The sequence below is a fragment of the Ulvibacterium marinum genome (genome assembly GCF_003626755.1).
GTDB lineage: Bacteria > Bacteroidota > Bacteroidia > Flavobacteriales > Flavobacteriaceae > Ulvibacterium > Ulvibacterium marinum.
This window is the reverse complement of record NZ_RBCJ01000002.1, coordinates 1,308,648-1,329,316: the sequence shown is the minus strand read 5'-3', so window position 1 is coordinate 1,329,316 and position 20,669 is coordinate 1,308,648. Positions and strand designations below refer to the sequence as shown.

Here is a 20,669-nt window from a genome sequence, read left to right as displayed (position 1 = left end):
AGTGTTCTAGATCGGAACCTTTGGTGCTTAAGGATTTTGATGTATCCTGATCAATTGCAATGCATCCCCATTTTTGGCAAAAACATAACCCACTTTCTTTCCCGAAATACGAATGGGTTCGCTACCCTTAACGTCCCCAGGAATGTACAATCCACTTTCGCTCGGAGGAATGGGTTTAAATAGGCCCTTGCCGTTACCGGTCAACAAAAGCCCGTAACCGGCATCGTTTCGGGACGTTTCCACCTCGGCCCCATATAAGTTGCCGGCGAGTAGCACATCTAAATGGCCGTCTTGATCAAAATCTTTGATTTCAATGGTATTGGTGGCCGATAGTTGCGCCAGATGGGGCAAGGGGTGCGAAGTAAATGTGCCATCGCCCTTATTTTCCAAATAACTGGTGGCAAAATCGGTGGTCGCATAATGTAATGCACCTTTTATATTCTCCGAGCCATAGACCTCCTCCAGGGAAGCTTTGGCGAATAGATCGTAGGTGGGGAATTTTTCCTTGATCAAGGGTACTTGGTCCGAGCTGCATTCCCTTCCGCGTAAAGGGAAGAGATTCCCTTCCTCATAGTATCCCAATACAATGTCTTGCGAGCCGTTGCCATCAAAGTCTTTGGTATAGATTTCAAAGGGCGCTTCAGGACTGCTCTTATATTTGTAATTCAACCCCAGGTTCCCGGCTATAAGATCTATGTCCCCGTCCTTGTCAAAATCGGCACCATTGATACTGTTCCACCACCCGGTATGGTTTTCCAATCCTGTGTCCGTTGCCTTGATAAATCCATTGTCCGTATTGTAAAAAACGGTAATGGGCATCCATTCGCCCACAACGACCATGTCCGTACGGTTATCCCCATTAAGCTCTATCCAGGCCATATCCGTAACCATGCCCAAACCCAAAAGTTCCGGAGCCCGTTCCTTGGTGATATCCTTGAATGTGATATTTTTGGGGAAGGAATCATTCCGCAATACATAGGAGTCCGCCGGGAAAGGGTATTTTCCCGGGATTTGTCGTCCACCAATGAATAGGTCCTGATCCCCGTCCCCGTCAAAATCAAAAGCTTTGACCACTGACCCGCTGTTCCGTATTTTTGGGATATCCAAATAGCGGCTAAATTGGCCTTTTCCCTTGTTCAGGTAAAGGCGGTCCTGTAAACCTTTTGAATTTTGATTGTTTTCGTTTCCTCCGCTGACTACATAAAGATCTAGATCGCCATCGTTTTCCACATCCAGAAACAAGGCCGCGGTATCCTCATAACCTTGTTCCTTGTTCCACAAGCTTGAGTTTTGATTGTCTTCCTGAAAGGTTCCATCCATTTTTTGCACATAGAGCGTTCCGGGATATCCCAAGGCACCGCCTACATAAAAATCGTCCAATAGGTCACCATTTACATCCCCTACGGCCAATGCCGGGCCGAATTGCGACATTTTATGGGGCAATAGACCTTCACGTTCAAAATCGTCAAATACATTTTCCCGATGCAAAAAATCAATACCGCTTTTAGTAGTAATATCGGTGAAGTGCTGTTGGACTTTAAGAGGTTTTGGGGGAACTACCTCTGCATTTTTATAGTGTAGTTTATATACCTGGTTTACATTCAAGGATTTTAGGGTTTCTTCTTTGCCATCGGGCCATTGCACCACCACCTTATCCATCTTTTCCGCAGTACCGACCCCAAAGTGCAAGTGTCCGCCAACGGAGGACTGGAACCCCCGGGTCGGATACTTTTCCAAGAGTTGCCTTTGCCCGTTGCCATGTTCAATTTGGATTCGGGTACCTATCCCATACGGATTTTTTTCACTGCCCCTTAGCTGAAATTGTATATAATTGTTTCCGACTTTTAGCTCATTGGTGTTATTGCGATAGATAAAACTGTAATCGTCCACATTGTTGGTCACCATGTCCAGATCGCCGTCGTTATCCAGATCGGCGTAGGCGGCACCAGTGGTGCTGGTCAATGCGTTGAGGTTCCAGTTTGTATTTTGTTTGGCAAAGGAGAGATCCCCGTTGTTCCTAAAAAAGAGATTGTCCCTATTCCTTTTTGGAATCTTGCCCATGAGATCACGAATGTAATCTTCCAGAAGCTTTTTGGGTTGTTTGGTGGTCTTTTGGTCCTGTACGTATTGGGCCAGCCGCTTTTTCTTGTAGCCTACATAATCATTGTTTCTAAAATCCCTTTTAATGCCATTGGATATGAACAGGTCCTTTAATCCGTCATTGTCCATGTCAAAGAACAGGGGTGCCCAACTCCAATCCGTATTGGATACCCCGGCCAGTTGGGCCACATCCGAAAATACGGGTACGTTATCCCCATCCGGGATACCATTGTTGAGTTGCAAGGTATTGAACATGTATTGGTGGTGCAGCCCATAATCCACAAGCTGGTAGAAACGCTCGGGCGCCATACCGCTCATACTGGTCTTGCTATCATAATTATGTTCGGAGACCATATCTACCGAAATGAAATCCAATAAGCCGTCATTGTTGAAATCCGCCATATCATTGCCCATGGAGAAATTGGAGATATGATTGGTGGCCTGCCGGATTACTTCCTTAAAAGTGCCGTTGGCCTGATTGATATAGAGATGGTCTTTTTCGGCATAGTCCTGACCCACGAGAACATCGGGCCAACCATCATTATTGACATCGCCTATGGCGACGCCCAGACCAAAACTAATGGCGTTATCAATGATTTCGGCAGAATCACTGACATCTAGATAAGTACCCTCATCATTTCTGAACAGACGATTACTTTGATAGGGCGACCTTTTCTGAAGGAGAGCAGGTATTTTTTTTACGTCCGAGGTATAGGAAGGATCTGTACCATGGTTTAATAAAAACAGATCCAAATCCCCATCCCTGTCATAATCGAAAAAGGCCGCCTGTGTGGATTGATGCGGCAGATCCAAGTTGTACTTTTTGGCTTCTTCCATAAATATGGGAATCCCGTTCGGGTCTGTTCCCTGGTTTATGTAAAGCTCATTTTTCCTTTTGTCCGGATCATCGAACAATCCCGATTTGCACACATAAATATCCAAATCCCCATCATGGTCAATGTCCACCATAGTGGTTCCGGTAGAAAACCCGTAGGCGCCTTCGATATTGGAAGTTCCGGTAGTATTCCTAAACTTTAAATTGCCTCTATTTAGATATAGTTCGTTTTTTCCAAAGCTGGAAACTAAAAAAATGTCCTCCAGCCCATCATTGTTGAGGTCACCAATTGACACACCGCTTCCGTTGTATATATATTCATAGGTAAGCCCATTCATATACATACTTTCCTTTATCCTGTTCGCAAACGTGATTCCGGTATACTTTGGGGTTAGAATTGTAAACAGGGCCAGGGAGTCCACGTTTTTAACGGGGAATCGTTCCAAGGACGCTGTTTTTTTGGTACAACCCATTACGATGCAAAGACATGAGAACACAAGCAGTGCATTTCCCTTTTTTGGTATGAAAATTCGTAATCGGTACATTCTGATTTAAAAAAGGGGGTTTGAGCGACTAACCCCAAACCCCATTTTAAACTAACATTAACAAAAAAATTAACTTAAATACACGCTTTGTTTTTTACCAATTGGGGTTTTGGGTTATTACCCCTTCTGACAGGTCTATTTCTTCCTGGGGAATAGGCCATAGATAATCCTTTGCCGGATCAAATAATCGCCCCGTATTGGCCAATACATTTGTACCACTGGCAGGATTCACCGCTCCAAGTATATCTTGGGGTACCACTTGTTCCGCTATCCTGTGTCTACGGATCGTGTAAAAACGATCGCCCTCAAAGGCCAATTCTACCCGCCTCTCGTGTAAAATGCGTTCCCGCATTTCGCCCTGGCCTAGACCTACCGGCAAATCTGGCATACCCACTCTTGATCGGATAGAATTTAACGTGTTATAGACCTCCGCCGTAGGACCTGATGTTTCATTAACGGCTTCCGCATAGTTGAGCAAGACTTCGGCATACCGTATCAAAATGTAATTGGTACCATCTTGAGCGGTCGGAAGTGTATTGTCATAGAACTTTTTGATCCAGTATCCGGTGGTCGTGGAATTACCTCCTCCCAAACGATCTGCACTGTCCGTATTCCAGGGATCCAAGGTTACCCCATCAATGGTTTCTCCGGGAAAAATAATGGATTGCCCAAGGCGCGGGTCCCTATTGTCAAAAGGATTGTCCGGGTCATAGCCACTACCACTCTCATTGATGTCCAATCCATCCGAAGTTTCAAATTCGTCCACAAGGGATTGGCTGGGTGAAGATCCGGTCCATCCCCCTAAACTGGGTGGTAAGGAATACAACTGTTGGGCATTTAGATAATCCCAGCCAGCGGTAAGGTATTGGATATCAAATATGACCTCCTCGTTGTTTTCATTGGCCAATTTAAAAATGTCGCCAAAGTTGGTTTCCAGATTGTAGGGTCCGGCCATAACGTCCTGTGCGGCGTTGATGGCTTCCGTAAAGTTGTTTTCGAACATCAATACCCGGCAACGTAGGGCATCTGCCGCACCTTTGGTGGCACGCCCCACATCCAACCCGGAATAGGAGGGCGGTAAAACATTCGCCGTGGCTTCCAACTCGCTAAGCACAAAGTTTACTACTTCCGCCTTTGACGTTCGGGTCGTATTTTTGGCATCTTCTACAGGTACTACTTCCGTTATTAACGGGACATCCCCATATAAAAACGTAAGCTCTTGATAGGCAAAGGCCCTAAGGAAACGTACTTCCGCCTTTAGACGCTCACGCAGCCCGGCATCCATTTCCGTATTGTCCACATTGGCCAGAAAAACATTGCTCCTTCGAATCATATTATAAAAGAATCCCCACACCTGATTGATCATTCCAAAACTTGGGGAATGTGTTCCCTGCCCAATAGGTTCATACTGTCCGGCGGTAAAGCTTGTACCCCAGGCATCATCACTCCATATATTCCTTCCGATCATATGATAGCGTTCGTAAGGATCATTAGAAGATAATAACTCATAAACACTAAAGGCCCCGGCAATGGCATCAGCCTCCGTTTTATAAAAGGTATCGGGATTAATGGTATCATCTGGGGAAACATCCAGAAAATCCTTGCTACAGGAAAAAATTACCATTAATGCTACAGTGACTCCACCTAAAAGGGTGGATTTTTTAAAGCTTATACTATTTATAATTTTCATATCGCAGTTTTTCATTGATTAAAAAGTAACATTAAGTCCTATGGCGTATGTTTTTACCTGAGGGTAGATTTCACCATTGTTGCCTGGATTTAATGCATCCGGATCAGGGTTGCCCAAAGTTTCCGGGTCGAAACCGTCTGGAAATTCTGAATTTGTAATCGTTAAGAGATTATCCGCCGTTACATAGACCCTACATTTTTGTAATCCGAACTTGTTGATAAAAGACTCCGGTAAGGAATACCCCAGTTGTATGTTCTTTAGCCGTAGATATGATGCATTATAGGTAAAAAACGAACTGGTGACCTGGTTTCTCCCTGCATTGGCGGAATGTAGGGTAGGGTAGGAAGCATTTGTGTTTTCCGGGGTCCATCTATCCAAATGATTGGCAAGGGTCTTACCACCATTGCTAAAGGGATGTGCCGCCCTATCGATCAAGGAGTTTTGAACACGCCCTACCCCCTGAAAAAACAGCGATAGGTCCAACCCTTTGTAGTCGGCTCCGAAATTAAAGCCATAAAACAATTTTGGGGTAAAGGTGCCCAAGGAAGTTCTATCATCTGGATCGATTATGCCGTCCGGTTGTCCGGTAAGGTTCCCATTTTCGTCACGGCCATTGGTATCCGCATACCTAATATCACCGGGTACCGGAGTTCCTCCCAAAGCGGTCTGATCAGGAGCACTCGCTATCTCCGCCTCGTTTTGAAAAAGTCCCAATGCCTCATACCCGAAGATATTGTTGATGGGATCGCCCACACTACGCCCCGGAACCTCGCCGGTTTCCGGAAGAGCGTCAATTGTAGGGGCCTTTAGAAAATTGGTCATATTGTACCCAATGGAATAGTTGAAATCATCTCCTATACTTCCGTTATAGTTAAAGCTCATTTCAATACCACGGGCAATGGAACTGGCCACGTTGGAGGGTGGTGCAGATGCCCCGAAGGAGCCTGGCAGAGGAACTACGGCCAAAATGTCGTCCCGATTTTCCGAGAAGTAATCAAAGCTGAATCGAAAACTGTTATTGAAAAGTGCCGCGTCGAGACCCACATTACTCTTTGTAATGGTTTCCCATCTCAAATCCGGATTGGCAATAAGGCCTTCCCTAAAGCTGGTCTGCAACTGGCCACCGGCCTGATAACCTGCGCCTGCCCTAAAGGTGGGGGCATATGCAAAATTGGAGACCGCACCGTTTACAATCACTTCTTGATTGCCCAACTGGCCCCAGGACCCCCTTAGCTTCAATTGATTTACTTCCTCAATCGTAAAGAAATTCTCATTGGCCAAATTCCAGCCTAAGGAAAAGGAGGGGAAAACCTCTTTTCTATTAGCTTCGGCAAATCGGGAGGTGGCATCTTGACGCAGGGTAAACTCAAAGAGGTATCTGTCATCAAAATTATAGTTCAACCTTCCAAAATAGGATTCTAGGCGATACAATTCCACATCACTAGTATTAGTAGCCGTATCCGGATCGCCCAATGCCAGTTCATCACTAACGTTACTGGAAGGCAATCCGGTCCTCGCAGTCTGGGTCAGCTTAAAATCATCCTGGATGGAATTATGCCCCAATAGGGCTTTTATGTAGTGTTTACCAAAGGTTTTTTCATAGGTCAATAAAGCTTGTAAGTTTATATTGGTCCTACGGGATTCAGTTACACTTATTCGGCTGGGCAGGCCAATGGCTTCTGAACCATCTACATTATACAATTGCAGGAATTTATCAAAGTCGTTAAAATTCCTGTAATCCTGATTTACGGCGGCAATGCCCTTAATATTGAGGCCCTCAAGAATTTTGAATTCGGCCGAGACGCTTCCCAACAATTTGTCTTCCAATGTACGCTGAAGCCCCCCTTCATTGGCTTCCGCGACAGAATTATGCTCATTGATAAAGGCTACAAAATTACCATCACTGTTTCGTATGGGTTCGGTGGGATGTTCCCTAAAATTTTTGCTGTAGATACTACCGACACCTCCCCGGGGTTCTTCGATATCCCTTCGGGTCAACGCCACATTATAGCCCAAAGTCAATCTATCGTTTATTTTTTGGTCCAAATTCAATCGGAAGGAGTATCGTCTGTAGTTGGTATTAGGAATGAGCCCTTCGGTATCCAAATAGCCCAGTGAAGCACTGTAGTTGAAGGTATCCGAACCTCCAGATAAGGCCAGATGGTGTCTTTGGGTAAAGCCGTTAGGGGTCAACAATGCTCCCAGCCAATCCGTATTGGGCGCCGAACCATTTTGAAAGGCTTGTAATTGTTCATCGGTAAATTCCGGTGCATTACCATCGTTAACCAATGCTTCGTTCCGTAATGTAGCATAGTCAAAAGAGTTGGTAAACGTTGGGGTTTCCGTAAATTCCTGAAATCCAAGGGAGGTATTGTAATTGACCATAAGGGCTCCAGAACGTCCTCTTTTTGTGGTGACAATGATAACCCCGTTACCGCCCCTTACCCCGTAAATAGCGGCTGATGAAGCATCTTTGAGTACTGAAATGCTGGCAATGTCAATAGGATCAATGTTATTCAATGTGGACTCTACCCCGTCAACTATGATGAGGGGTGAATTGCTCCCTCCAAAAGTGGTATTTCCACGGATGGATATATTGGATTCGTCCAAGCCAGGCTGTCCACCACCTGAAAAGGCCGTAACTCCACTGGCCTGGCCTGCCAAGAGGTTGGATACATTGTTAACGGGTCTATTTTCCAGGGCATCGTCATCGATGACTTCCACGGCCCCGGTAAGGTTTATTTTCTTTTGGGTACCAAAACCAACCACCACAACCTCCTCCAAGGCCCCGGCATCCTCCTGTAAAATTATGGCAATGGTCGTTTGGCCTGCAACTTGGACTTCCTGTGTTGTAAAACCAAGATAGGAGACGACCAAAACTGCATTTTGATCCGTCACCGAAAGGGAAAAGTTGCCGTCAAAATCGGACTGTGTACCATTTGTCGTACCCTTTTCCACGATATTAGCACCAGGTAGGGGGGTTCCATTGGAATCGGATATGGTACCGTTTACTTGCAATTGATACGATTCTGGTAAAGGAACTACCTGTACTTGGGATGAAGTAGAATTGTTTGCCTTTTTTATTACAATATGTTTATTGAAAACTTCATAGGAGACCTTACCATTTTGGAAAATTCTATTTAATATGACATGGATGCGCTCTTTTCTGATTTTTAAAGTAAGCTTACGGTCTAGATTTACATCCTCATTTTTATAAAAGAATCTAAATTCCGTTTTACTTTCAATTTCCGAGAATACTTCAGCTAGCGTTACCTGGGTAAGATCTAGACTAATTTTCGTGTTTTGGGAGTACCCGGAATTCGCTTGTATTTGAAAAAGTGCAACGATAAGAAAAAAGAAAGTGAGCTTCATTTTCAAATCAAGTTCTGGAATGATTTTGGATAACCATTCCATAGTGTTCGGTTTTTTCATAATTTTGAACGATTTTTAGTTTGTTTCAGACAGCTGTAAAATCAATTGTGGAATCGGGGAATGTGGCTGCATTTCCCGATTTTGTTTTCTTTAATTATTTCGCTTATGTCATTGGCCGCTTTTTTTAGGTTATTATTTCTTAAAAAAATTAGGGGGAGGTGGTAATTATTATTTTGTCTTTTTCTATGCGATACTCAAATTGGGTGTTCCTTTTAAAAACGTTCAGGACCTGCTCAATGGTTTCGGACTCAAAAGTACCGGTATATCTAGTATCGTTTAATTCTGGATAGTTATTTTCGATTTTTATATCGTAGTGACGTTCCATTTCCTTAACGATATTTCCGAAACGGTCATTAACAAAATACAGTTGGCCTTTGGTCCATGCAATATGTTTTTGAACGTTTACTTCCCTTACCGTAAATTCTTCTTCTTGGATAGAGGCCTGTTGCCGTGGTGAAATGACGATACTTTTTTCCGTAACAAAGGCTTCGGAAGGTCTGTAGACGCCAACACTGCCCTTGACCAAAACGGTTGAAGTGTTATTTTCATTTTGATAGCTGGAGACGTTGAACTGGGTGCCCAATACACGGACATTCATTTTTTCGGTATGTACAATGAAGGGATGGGCCGCATTTTCCGCTACTTCAAAAAAAGCCTCCCCGTCCAAGTACACTTCCCGACTTTTTGGGTCGGTAAAAACCTTGGGGTATCTAAGTTTTGTACCGGCATTAAGAAATACAACCGTCCCATCTGCCAATTCTATGGTAAATCGTTTGCCATAGGGAACGGTAAGCTGGTTGTAGACTAATTTACCTTCCGCTGCCCCATCATTTTTATACTTAAGCTTATCATACTCTTGACTTACGACCTGATCTCCTTGCTTGTTAGTCAAGGTAGTCTGTTGCTTCTCATCCAAAATCAAAAGGCTTCCGTCTTCCAGTTCCAAGGTAATTTGGGGAGATGTCTCCGTAACTGGAGGGGCGGTTATGCCAATCCCGTCCTTTTTTGCCAGGTGGTACAGACCTACTGAAGTACTTAGTAAGATAGCCACTACGGCCGCATATTTAAGAATAGGGTAGCGGTAACGTTTTGGTAGAGATCGTTGAGTTTTGGTGGTATTATTCAGCACCTTTTCATAGGCCATCTCCACATCAATGGGCCTATGGATAAAATCCAATTCCTCGTTGGCCTGGACCATGGCCTTAAAAACCGCTTTGTTCTTTGGATCTTGTAACCAAAGGTGTAATTCAATAAGCTCTTGATCGGAAATGGTATCGGTTAAATACCTGATTATAAGACTTTTCACACAGGAATAAGTTTGATAAAGTTACATTGTATGTAAATAAGATGCAAAAACGCATGTTTACCCTTAAACTTCCTAAGTTTTTTTTAATCTTTATGATAACAAGACATATGAAACCTAATTCCCCCGAAACCAATGTTGGATGATAAAATTTTATGGTCCCGTATTCAGCTGGGCGATCATAATGCCCTAAAAGTGCTTTTTGATTTGCATTATAAGTCAATGTGCTCCTATGCATTACAGTTTACCCGTAACATGTTGGATGCCGAAGATCTTGTTCAAAATGAATATGTAAAACTTTGGATCAGACGAAACGAACTTAATATACATACTTCCGTAAAATCCTATTTGTATAAATCGGTCTACCACGCATATTTGCAAAAAAACCGCAAGGACAAAAAAAACGATAAACTTCTGGATTCCCTTAAATATGAGGCGATGTCCTATCTTTTGGAAGAGGATAATTCCGAGCTTACCCTGAAAACAGAAAGGATAAGGGAAATAGTAAATACCCTCCCCGAGCGGTGCAAGGAAATTTTATTGCTGAGCAAAAAGGAAGGGTATAAAAACAGGGAAATTGCAGAAAAATTGGGAATCTCCATTAAAACAGTAGAGTCCCAAATACGAATTGCCTTTAAAAAAATAAGGGATGGTATTGGAGATGGCAACTTGCATTTATTCCTACTTTTTAGGGCATTGGAAAAGATTAAATAGCTAAACTATTTTTTTCCACAAAACTGGTCTTGGTCCAGAATCTACCCTTTCCGGCTTCCCGCTCTAGCGGGAAGCCACCTTTCCCTGCCAGGGAAAGGAACTTGTACAATTACGCCAAGCATAGGTTATAAAGCACTCAGGCTTACCCAATAGTCTTAAAGGTTTCTTCCCCTAGGTGAGAATGTAATACAAAAAATAGTCATTAATATGGGAAAAAGGAGTTACCTATATACAGCTTGTGTGTCTAAATTAGTTGGAGTATGAAATGATTGGATTTCGTTTACAAATATTCGTGAAAAAGGATTCATCATATGAACAAATGGATAATGGGGATTACCACTTAAGAAAAAGCCAGTAATATTATTTGTTGGGTGTAACATATTGATAATCATTTTTTTATGTCTTTAGCTTGCTTCAAATTGGCATCCTAAATTCAAACTGTACTATTACGTTGCTACCCGGCCTGAATTTGTGTTCTTGATCGGGTATCCCATTATTCTTGAATAGCTAGGTAACCAAACTGAACTTTATATGAAATGTTGATTGATGTAGTATTCGCTCTCATTCACCTTAAATCCCGAAGCCAGCCATCTGTTTTTTGTAAAATGTATAGCCAATACAGGTGGTTTGTACTGCCCTTTTGGTTTTTGGCACTTCATTTTTTGGGAGCACAGGAATATAAGATTCGGGAGATTTCTATCAACAACAACGGTGAGAGCCATAAAATCAGAAACAAAATATATGTGGATGAGGATGAAGTTCTCTGGTACTCCACTTATAATGGAATTGTAAAGGACTTTGAAACCAATTCCATGCTTTCCACTTTTTTGGACAAAGACGAAAAAATCCTATCAACCTATTTGGATGTCATATTTATTGATAGCAAACATCGTATTTGGATAGTGTCCGATATTGGTGTTTTTATATCCAATAGTTTGGACGATAGTTTTGACCGTGTACATTTCAAAAAGATTTTGGAGGAGGAGAAGGTTTCATTGGGCTCCTTGATCGAGGATTGCGAAGGCAATATATGGGCCGGAACCTACAACGATTGTGTTTTGAAAATTGACCCTTCTCTTAAGGTCAAAAAATACAAGACCCCGAAAGCTGATCGGGATTTAAATCCGGGATATTTTCAGAGAAGTTTTTCGTTTGTCGAGAAAGTGATCGATTGTGATAAGATTTTGTTTAGACTAGGGCGCAAGCTGTATCTCCTAGAGGATGGAAACAGTGTTTTGCATGCAGATTTTACTGCCTCCATAAATTATTCCAAGAGTAGTTATCTATACCCTGAATGGTCCTTTAACGGTGGTGATGGAATATTGATTACTGAGAATGGTGAACTTTTTCCCAAATCCGAGAATACTTCTTACCGTTTTGAAGGGGAAATTTTTGATACGCGTTCTATGGAAGATTTAGGCATTCAGGTAACGAATCTGCCTTTTCAGGAAATGATTCCTATCTATAAAAGCTCTAATCCCTATTTAAAGAACCACGCGGATCTAATTGCCATTGATGAATCCGGAAAAAAATTGGGTTTTTATAAATTGCAACAAAAAAATGGGGAAGACCATCTGACCAAGGCCCACGAAATTTCATTTCCTTATATGATCGATGATGTGGTCGTGGATAAATACGACGTCATTTATGTGAGTAGCTATGACCGTATCCGTAAAATAAAATTCAATAGCCATACCTTTCATAAAATCCTTGATGATTATGCGGAACGGAAGGTAAGTGCACGGGGTTTTTCGGAGCTGTCGAACAAAGAAATCCTTGCAGCCAGCTATGCCGGAACGTTTAAAATTAAACCATCCATTAATAATTATGGTGAACAAGAATATTCAGCAGAAAAAGTCTTTCCCTCCCTAAACTACCTCAGATCTTTTTTACCGACCACTGATTCCACGGCCTGGTGTGTTGGAGAGCATAAAAAAATATCCAATATAAATTTTCTTGAAAATGAAATTATAGGACAGTACCTATTTGAAGATCATCCGAGATTGACCCATATGCAATACTATGACGTAGCAAGGTACTCGGATTCTACCTTGGTTATCGCCAGCAATTTTGGCCTGCAGGAATTTGACATCCATAAAAAACAATTTAGGGATTTGCCTATTTTGCCCATAGACGATAATAGAGCGGTTTATGTAAGGGACCTTTTGAGAACAGAGGACAAGCTTTATGTGGCTACGGACCGAAATGGATTGTTCATTAAGGACCTTACTTCCGATACCTTTGTAACCCTAAAAAAAAATAATACCGGCAATGGGCTAAATATTCCAACGAATAGGGTGTATATGAGTTTTTTGGATACAGCTGAAAACCTCTGGATGGGTACCAATAGTGGAGTAATATTTGTGGACAAGGATGTAAAGGAAATAGAGGTTATCGGTAAGGCGGATGGCCTTACGGATTTAAATGTAGTCGGTATTTTGGAAGATGCCGATGGAATTATGTGGTTTAGTACCTATTATGGTCTTTTTAGATATGATAGGGAGACCAGAAAAATGGCTTCTTTTTTTGTTGAAGATGGCTTGACGTTTAATGATTTCAATCAAAATTCATATTATAAGTCGTCCAAAGACCGCTTGTTTTTTGGAGGGATCAATGGAATTATCGCCTTTGATAGTATCAATACCACCCATCAATCCAGGGATATCAAAATATTCCCTACAAAATTCGAATATTATGATCGTACCAAAGGTAGGGAAGTGGGTATCAACGTTTTTAACGATAGCACCCCAAGTTTTGATCTACCTTATTATAAAAACTCATTTTCTACATCGTATAGTATCAATGACAATTTTAATACGGACTACAACCGATATTTTTATAAATTGGAAGGGTTTGCCGATGATTGGATAAGTCTGGACAACCAAACCACCTTAAAGTTATTTTCCATACCTCCAGGGGATTATGATTTAAAGATCAAGGGATTCAATGCCACGGGTATAGAATCGTCCAACGAACTGTCCTACACCATACATGTATCCCAAGTCTTTTACAAAAGACTTTGGTTTCAGTTTTTAGTGGGCTTTTTTTTAATCGGTACGTTCGTAGTATGGCTTGTTTCCTATATCACAAAGGAGCGGAAAAAAAACGCCTTGAACCTTACCCTTATAGAATTGGAACGCAACGCCCTTAGGGCCCAAATGAGCCCTCATTTTATATTTAACTCATTAAGTGGAATACGTTTAAAGCTAAGGGAAAAGGGATTGTTGGATTTACACAACTATGTATCCAATTTTTCAAACCTTATGCGGCTTACCTTGGATGTGACCCGGAATAAAAGCATTCCATTGGCCAAAGAAATAGAATATATTGAAAATTACGTTGTGTTGATCAATTCCCAGAACGAGCATAAGATAGAACTACATATGAAATGTGAAGCGGATATTGATATACATGACACCTATATTCCCCCTATGATCTTGCAACCTCTAGTAGAGAATTCCATTGTACATGGTTTTATGAAAGACCAGACAGATAAGGCCATCTTAGTGGAGATTAAAAAATCCCCTATTGGCAAACAAATAGTGGTCGTAATAGAAGACAACGGTCTTGGGATTGTCCAAGCGCGAAAGAAGCAGAAAAATAATCAAGAACATCAATCGTACTCTACACAAATATTGTATGAGCGATTAATGTTGATGAACAAGACACACTATTCCGGGGAGTCCAAATATGAAATCGCAATGAAGGATTTAAGCGATAAGGGAGGGCAAGGGACCCGGGTTATCATTGGAATACCTTATTATTAGGTTTTACCATAGATAGGCTTGGCCGGGGTTTTAGAATTGGTCAAAAATGGCCATTAAATCCGGTCTTCGTCGCCTGGCCACTGGGATACGATCCCCAGTATCCAGAACCAAAGTACCGTCCGTAAAGAGTTTTGAAACCTTTTTGAGATTTACCAAATGAGATTTATGGGTCCTGAAAAACAAGGGCATGGTCAAAATTTTTTCGAAAAATTTGATTCCGTAGGAACTCATATGAATACTACCATCGGTCAAATGTATTTTTGCATAACTGTCCACGCTTTCCAATCGGATAATATCCAGAATACTCGAAAAATAGGTGCATCCCAAAGTAGGAATAGGAATTTTTTTGTTTTCCAACTCCAATGCTTCCAATTGTTTTTCATTTGGTACCATCTCCTTAACGGTTGCTTTCAATCTTTGGATAGCTTTTGATACAACGGCGATAAAATCGGCCTCATTATACGGTTTTAGGAGAAAGCCCAATGCAAAGTTCCGATACGCTTCTATAGCGAACCTGTCATGGGCCGTACAAAATACGACTTCCGTATTTGGAGATTTAAGTTGCTTTAAAAGGTCCAACCCATTTAAGTTGGGCATTTCTACATCAACTATTAGTAAATCCGGGCGGGTTTCATTGAGAAAGTGCAGACCTTCCGTAGAATCGCTAAAACATTGTAAAGCACCCAAATGACCGAAGTTTTTGATAAACAGCTCTTTACCGTAGTTTACTTCGGAAAGATCATCATCTATGAGTACTACATTCATCGGTTAGATTTTGGAATATAAGTCTAAGCTAAAAAACAACAGCCTAAATATCAATGCTTTAATCTAACGTTAAAAAGTAGGGTTAAGTATCATGGGTTTCCAAAAAATCCAGAATTTGGGAAATATGCAGGCTTTTGTGTTTTGAAACATCCATCACCTCAATACCTTTCATCTTGATAAGGTTTTTGTAACTGTGCTTGTTCGTTGGAGCAAAGATGATAGGGACATTAAGTTGGGCCAACAAGGTACATTCCACCAATTCGAACTCTTCATTGAATATGAAAAGCACAAAGACAAAGTTGATTTTTTGCTTGAGCCTTACCAGATCTAATATCTGCGTTATTTTTTTGTTCTTATAAACTGCAATTGGCGTCTTTTGGAAAGAACGCGCAATCGTATTCCCCAAAGGGCCCTGTTTATCATATATAATTAGATTTCTTCTCGTTTTCATATGAAGTATTCTTGTATAGTATACTTTTAATTCATTGGATCTATCTTAGATTAGGTTGTCCATTTTTGTTTTGAATTCCGGTAAGGCCTTGTTGATCGCTGTCCTTACCTATACCTTAATTCTTGTTTTTTTTTGACCACAATTCGGCCTCTTCGTGCCTACCATCCTTAATAAGGGCTTTTATATACTTTTCATGATATTCTGAATGGGTTTCCTCGTCATCAATAAATAATTGGAAATACGCTATGGCCTTTTTGTTATCTCCCGTGAGCAAAAAGGAAACTGCTAACTGACGGTATGCAAATTTTAGTGAATCTCGATGCTTCATTTTATGATAGACTTATTGTTTTTAACTTATGGGTTATCCGTAATATGTACATGTTTATCCTTTTTGAAAGACAGCATTTGTTGATATTCCTTACTGTGCGTTTTTTGTTTAAAAAGGAGTATTTTACACATACGTTCCACTAAAAATATCGAGGAGATTTTATACCCCCTCTTTTCCTAAAGGAGGGCTCATAAATCAACATTATTTCGTGGGTACCGGAGCTGGCGGTCCTAAATTCTACAGTTGGAAGGTCATAGGCATATCCTATCCTAATTTCCTTCGTGACCTGATAATCCATAATGGCCCCAAAGTTGTTCGCAAAATTGTAGCGGTAGGTTGCTCCCAGCCATAACTTATCATAGAGCAAAAAATTAGCGGAAATATCATAGGTTGCCGGAGCGCCGTCCGTAAATTTTGAGATTATGGAAGGTTTAAATTTTAAATCTCTGGACAAGTCAAATACCACACCACCTATGGCATAATAACTATTTCTTTCCAAAGCCATAAATTCACCCTGGTTAAGATCTGTATTGAGAATTCTGGGCGAGGAAATTCCTAAAAACCAACGTTGTGAACTTACGTATATTCCTGCTCCAAAATTTGGGTGCCATATGGTACCATTGTCCGTGAAAAAGCTGTCATTTGGGTCTGGGTTTTCAAGGGAATAGCTTGTAAAACCGGCTTTAAGTCCAAATGACATTTTTATTTCTTCATTTAAGGGTATAGAATATGAAAAATCTCCATAAACGTAATTTGTGCTTTCAAAACCCAGCTTGTCGTTGATATAGGATAGACCAATACCTACACGCGTAAATTCTATAGGCATGTGTACCGTTAGTGTATTTGTTCTGGGGTTTCCTTCCAGACCGGACCACTGGTTTCTGTGAAGAACGGTCCCATTAAATACGCCCCTACTACCGGCATAAGCCGGATTTATCGAAACCGTATTGTACAAGTATTGTGTAAACTGGGGCAATTGCTGGGAACTTAGGACTGCGCCGTACAATATGGTGATCAGGATTAGGTATTTCCTTTGTTTTTTCATGCCTTGTGAGGTTGGGGGTTTTTGGTAGACGATATCTATGTCATGGAGCTACAATTTGGTTTTCGTTTTTAATAATCGCTTTATGTTTTATTTTCTGTCATGAGTTGCTATTCAATCACTTTGCTTCGTGCTATGACAAATCCTAGTATTGGATGCTTTTAATTGGAGCCAAAATAAATGTACCCATCTATGGGTTTTAATTCTTGGTCCTGTACGGTAATGAGATAATAATAGGTTCCCGAAGGCAGTTTGTCTGAACTACCGAATGAATTATTAGGAGCGGATCCGCCCCAATCGTTGCGGTAATCGTTTGATTGGTAAACAAGATTGCCCCATCTATTGAAAAGCCGCAACTTAAAGATGTAATTGCAGCTTTCTACTCCTGTAATTTCAAATCTGTCGTTAACACCATCGCCATTGGCGGTTACCGTGTCCGAGGTGGTAATTTTATCCAATCCGCACACGTCATCAAAAACGCAGCTAATCGGGGATACATCGGCTATGGTAATATCACAAGTATTTACATCTTCAAAGCTTATGCTATAATCCATACCTACGGGGATAGGATCTGAAGTCCAAATATTTCCATTGAACGTACCCGGGGCACCAGTTCCCGATACAATATAAGGGGCGGTGCCGTCCAATTCGCCGACCAAGGTATAAAAGCCACCTTGCGGGTCACAATTGGCCACCATGGATCCTACAAGGGAAAGGCCAGATCGTAAAGGGACGGTAATAGAAAGGGTTTCTACCTCTGCTCCAGCACAGAAAACGGGTTTTAGCGAATAACTTGCCGAATAGGTCGAGGTGGTATTTACATTCACGGTTATGGAAGCCCCCGAACCCAGTGGATTCCCCAAACTATCGGCCCAATCAATATCATATAGGCTCTGAGGCAGATTAATGGACAGATCCACGGCAGTTCCCGGGGAACAGACAAAAGCACTATCTGTCGTTGCCCGTACCTGAAGGGATACCGGTAATAAGTTTAGGTTAAGATCTAGGGCATCACAAGGAGTGGTAATCCGAATCAAGTAGTCACCTTGGGGAACATTCTGAAAAAGGTGACTGGTAACAGATGGTTCAGTTTCCGTAAATGTTTGTACGGCGGTATCTAGATCTGTTGTTTCAAATAGTTCGTAAACCATGGGATAGGTAGGAGTACCGCTTAGAATCTCGGTAAAGATTATTCCCGATGAGGGATTGGTTAAATCACAAAAAGTGCCTGATGTTGTGGCGGTTATATTTTGAAATTGGTCAATACTAATGGGAGTTGTATATTCCCTTTCCTCATTGCTGAGCGTAACGGCGGAGAAAACTTCGTTATCGTTCCCGGATTGAAGTCTAATACCGGAAAAGCGTAGGACATAATCTCCTGCGGCGAGGTTATTAAAAGAACCGGAAAGGCCATCGGGAGGAATATCGTTAGTCACCAATACACCCAATCCATCGTTACCATCGTTGGTCCATAACTCCACATCTATACGATCATTAGTACTGTTGGCAACGTTCACTGCCCCCAGGTCGTAAATAACTCGACCTGAATTGGAGCATCCGTTAAGGGTCTGCAGCATAGGGCTGTATTGCGCCGGGCCAGTAACCTCAAAGGGGATTGTTCTTTCAGTACCACAGGAAATGACTTTTAGTTCATAATCACCAAGAGGTAAATCTCCTATTATTGAGCGATTTATAGTCGTACTATAGATTATCGGGAAGTTTAAGGTATAGGAGCCTCCCAGCGTAAAGGGTTGTTGAGGATTTATGGTAATATTGGAAACAAAAGGTACGGGACTTATCTCGTAAGTTGTATTTGGAACGGTGATATTGCTATTAGGCGATAATGTTCTATCAATTACCACGGCACCCGTTCCTTCCAAAACAGAAGGAGAATCCCGTATGCTTATTTCATCCAAGGAATTCGTTTCCGGAAGGGTATCGAATTCTCTGACCACCGTATGGCAATCATCCGATGCGGCAACCCTGTAATGTCCCGGGCCTGGTAAAATATAGAAAAAATTATTGGCGTTTAAGGAATTGGAAGATATGAGGTTTGTCCATACTCCGGGTGTAATTTCTTGTTCTATAGTAACCGAATTTGTGTTGCAAAATGAACCGCTACCGTTTATCTGATGAACCGGGGCACAAGTGGCTATATCAAGACCTTGTTCTGGAGTTATTACGAGAAAATCATTCTCCATCCGTGGTACCACGTGACTTTCACCAAATAGATAACATCCATCGTTAAACGCCAAGGTATAGGTATCGTTTTCCATTAATCCGGGAAGATGCTTAAAAGTAACTGTAGCTCCGTTAACATTCTCAAGTGTTAGATCTTGTGGCGCTCCACCATTAATACGGATGGTAGCATTACCTGGAAGTAGTACATTATCTATACGGTCTTGAGAATAGACGTGTGCCCTAAATATTACATCGTACATGGTACAGTCGGGGGCACACAACCTTTGAAATTCACCATCCAGTGATATAGATGCTCTATCCAGATTATCGGCTATTACCGGAATTTGTGTTTCGGCTACCCCGCAACCCAAATCCGTTACGGTCATGGAAACCGATTCGCCCCCGACCATGTTACCAAAAATATGGGAAGTGTCTGTGCTGGGACCAAAACGCTGTGTGCCGAATTGTGTGGTAACTTCATAAAGAAAAGGTCCGGTGCCACCGCTGTTTATACTTACGCTCAAAGTTCCATCCGGACTGTAGAAATCAGCATCCGTTGGGCATGACGGAGCCGTATTGCTGGTGGTAATATCCATAGCCTCATAGGTAGTGGTTATAACTACAGGGTTTCCCGAATAAGGTATTTCGGTGGATCCATTGACCAATCGTATGGAATAATTACCGGTGGATAGAGCTTTATAACTAACCGCTTCTCCATTAACGGGAATATTTTGTATAGTTTCTATCCCACCCTGATTGGTAAGAATTGCCTGCCATCCCAGACACGGAGAACCACCGGGAAGCTCTATACCAATTGAGCCATTGGCAGGGCAAGTTCCAGAGTTGGCCGTCACCGTAAAGTTGGTGGCGTCACATTGCGCACTGATAATCTGGCAAGTAAAAACCAATAGGAACAACAGCATGGGGATGCTTGTTGAATGTGGTTTTTTTTTCATGGTAGGTTGGTTTGGTAATGATTACATAACAATTACTTGGCGGATAGGGTTCTGTTTATAATTTCTGTAGTATTCTTGTTGTACCTTTTTAAGGCTATTGGATTTACTGTTCGAAGTATCTTTAAGTGAATTCGCTCCCGAGCCCCGGACGACCTTACAAATCAATAGGCCGTCCACGGTAGATATCGCTAAAGGGGTGGGAAATTCAACGGAAATACTAAACATGACACAGTTGGTTAGTATTTTGGCGACCCGAGGAAAAACTTTGGATATTTCGTCAAACATTAACACCTGCCTGGGGGAAATAGCAATGCTTATGTTTTCCGACAACGTAATGGAATCCCTAGGATTATGAGTCTCCGATGAAACCTGTTTGTTTTCTTTTGGGTTAAAATAGATTAAAGAATCCAGATTTCTAGCCGTTGATATTTTCGAAATAATTATCTGGCCGGACATCAAAAGGAGTAACGGCACTAGTAGGTCAAGCTTTTTAAAATGGAACATAATCAATAGTTTATCGGCTTTAAGCCCCTTTTCATACTTTGGAATGTCCTTGGGGT

12 protein-coding genes are annotated in these 20,669 nt (G+C 41.7%); 2 read left to right on the top strand and 10 right to left on the bottom strand.

The window, feature by feature from the left end; genetic code table 11:
• Positions 1-27 precede the first annotated feature (27 nt).
• The 4 genes from D7Z94_RS13015 to D7Z94_RS13000 all read right to left on the bottom strand — a co-directional run bounded on the left by D7Z94_RS13015 (position 28) and on the right by D7Z94_RS13000 (position 9,908).
• The gene (locus tag D7Z94_RS13015; protein WP_158594634.1) at positions 28-3,381 is read right to left on the bottom strand and encodes a VCBS repeat-containing protein; all 3,354 of its coding nucleotides are present in this window, start codon (positions 3,379-3,381) and stop codon (positions 28-30) included.
• A gap of 193 nt (positions 3,382-3,574) precedes the next feature.
• Positions 3,575-5,170, bottom strand: a complete 1,596-nt coding sequence (locus D7Z94_RS13010; protein ID WP_158594633.1) for a RagB/SusD family nutrient uptake outer membrane protein — start codon at positions 5,168-5,170, stop codon at positions 3,575-3,577.
• Between the two features lie 18 nt (positions 5,171-5,188).
• Positions 5,189-8,602: a SusC/RagA family TonB-linked outer membrane protein gene (locus tag D7Z94_RS13005; protein ID WP_120711953.1), complete on the bottom strand. Its 3,414-nt coding sequence runs from the start codon at positions 8,600-8,602 to the stop codon at positions 5,189-5,191.
• A gap of 148 nt (positions 8,603-8,750) precedes the next feature.
• Positions 8,751-9,908, bottom strand: coding sequence for a FecR family protein (locus tag D7Z94_RS13000; RefSeq protein ID WP_120711952.1), 1,158 nt, complete (start codon positions 9,906-9,908; stop codon positions 8,751-8,753).
• A gap of 132 nt (positions 9,909-10,040) precedes the next feature.
• Between D7Z94_RS13000 and D7Z94_RS12995 the strand changes: the two genes are divergently transcribed.
• Both D7Z94_RS12995 and D7Z94_RS12990 read left to right on the top strand, forming a co-directional pair.
• Positions 10,041-10,619 carry an RNA polymerase sigma factor gene (locus D7Z94_RS12995; RefSeq protein ID WP_120711951.1) on the top strand — a complete coding sequence of 193 codons (579 nt, stop codon included), beginning with the start codon at positions 10,041-10,043 and terminating at the stop codon, positions 10,617-10,619.
• A gap of 536 nt (positions 10,620-11,155) precedes the next feature.
• Positions 11,156-14,386 (top strand): sensor histidine kinase, encoded by a 3,231-nt coding sequence (locus D7Z94_RS12990; RefSeq protein ID WP_120711950.1) that lies wholly within the window; start codon positions 11,156-11,158, stop codon positions 14,384-14,386.
• A 30-nt stretch (positions 14,387-14,416) separates the two neighbouring features.
• On the opposite strand, the gene D7Z94_RS12985 is transcribed toward D7Z94_RS12990, so the two are convergent.
• The 6 genes from D7Z94_RS12985 to D7Z94_RS12965 form a co-directional block, all read right to left on the bottom strand.
• Entirely contained in the window at positions 14,417-15,151 is a 735-nt protein-coding gene (locus tag D7Z94_RS12985) for a LytR/AlgR family response regulator transcription factor (protein ID WP_120711949.1), read from the bottom strand.
• Between the two features lie 82 nt (positions 15,152-15,233).
• Entirely contained in the window at positions 15,234-15,602 is a 369-nt protein-coding gene (locus D7Z94_RS12980) for a hypothetical protein (protein ID WP_120711948.1), read from the bottom strand.
• 115 nt (positions 15,603-15,717) lie between these two features.
• A complete protein-coding gene (locus tag D7Z94_RS25540) occupies positions 15,718-15,930 on the bottom strand; it encodes a hypothetical protein (RefSeq protein ID WP_147415886.1) in 213 nt (70 codons plus the stop codon).
• A gap of 139 nt (positions 15,931-16,069) precedes the next feature.
• Complete coding sequence (locus D7Z94_RS12975; protein ID WP_120711947.1) at positions 16,070-16,975, bottom strand: PorP/SprF family type IX secretion system membrane protein; 906 nt, start codon at positions 16,973-16,975, stop codon at positions 16,070-16,072.
• A 158-nt stretch (positions 16,976-17,133) separates the two neighbouring features.
• Positions 17,134-20,109: a gliding motility-associated C-terminal domain-containing protein gene (locus D7Z94_RS12970; RefSeq protein ID WP_120711946.1), complete on the bottom strand. Its 2,976-nt coding sequence runs from the start codon at positions 20,107-20,109 to the stop codon at positions 17,134-17,136.
• Between the two features lie 21 nt (positions 20,110-20,130).
• On the bottom strand, positions 20,131-20,613 hold the full coding sequence (locus D7Z94_RS12965; protein WP_147415885.1) for a hypothetical protein: 483 nt from the start codon (positions 20,611-20,613) through the stop codon (positions 20,131-20,133).
• Positions 20,614-20,669: the final 56 nt, after the last annotated feature.

Excerpts from the sequence above, each read along its gene's own strand:
- D7Z94_RS12985 (WP_120711949.1), bottom strand. The coding sequence starts at position 15,151 with ATGAATGTAGTACTCATAGATGATGATCTTTCCGAAGTAAACTACGGT.
- D7Z94_RS12975 (WP_120711947.1), bottom strand. The coding sequence starts at position 16,975 with ATGAAAAAACAAAGGAAATACCTAATCCTGATCACCATATTGTACGGC.
- D7Z94_RS13010 (WP_158594633.1), bottom strand. The coding sequence starts at position 5,170 with ATGAAAATTATAAATAGTATAAGCTTTAAAAAATCCACCCTTTTAGGT.
- D7Z94_RS12980 (WP_120711948.1), bottom strand. The coding sequence starts at position 15,602 with ATGAAAACGAGAAGAAATCTAATTATATATGATAAACAGGGCCCTTTG.
- D7Z94_RS12990 (WP_120711950.1), top strand. The coding sequence starts at position 11,156 with ATGTTGATTGATGTAGTATTCGCTCTCATTCACCTTAAATCCCGAAGC.
- D7Z94_RS25540 (WP_147415886.1), bottom strand. The coding sequence starts at position 15,930 with ATGAAGCATCGAGATTCACTAAAATTTGCATACCGTCAGTTAGCAGTT.
- D7Z94_RS12995 (WP_120711951.1), top strand. The coding sequence starts at position 10,041 with ATGTTGGATGATAAAATTTTATGGTCCCGTATTCAGCTGGGCGATCAT.
- D7Z94_RS13005 (WP_120711953.1), bottom strand. The coding sequence starts at position 8,602 with ATGAAAAAACCGAACACTATGGAATGGTTATCCAAAATCATTCCAGAA.
- D7Z94_RS12965 (WP_147415885.1), bottom strand. The coding sequence starts at position 20,613 with ATGTTCCATTTTAAAAAGCTTGACCTACTAGTGCCGTTACTCCTTTTG.
- D7Z94_RS12970 (WP_120711946.1), bottom strand. The coding sequence starts at position 20,109 with ATGAAAAAAAAACCACATTCAACAAGCATCCCCATGCTGTTGTTCCTA.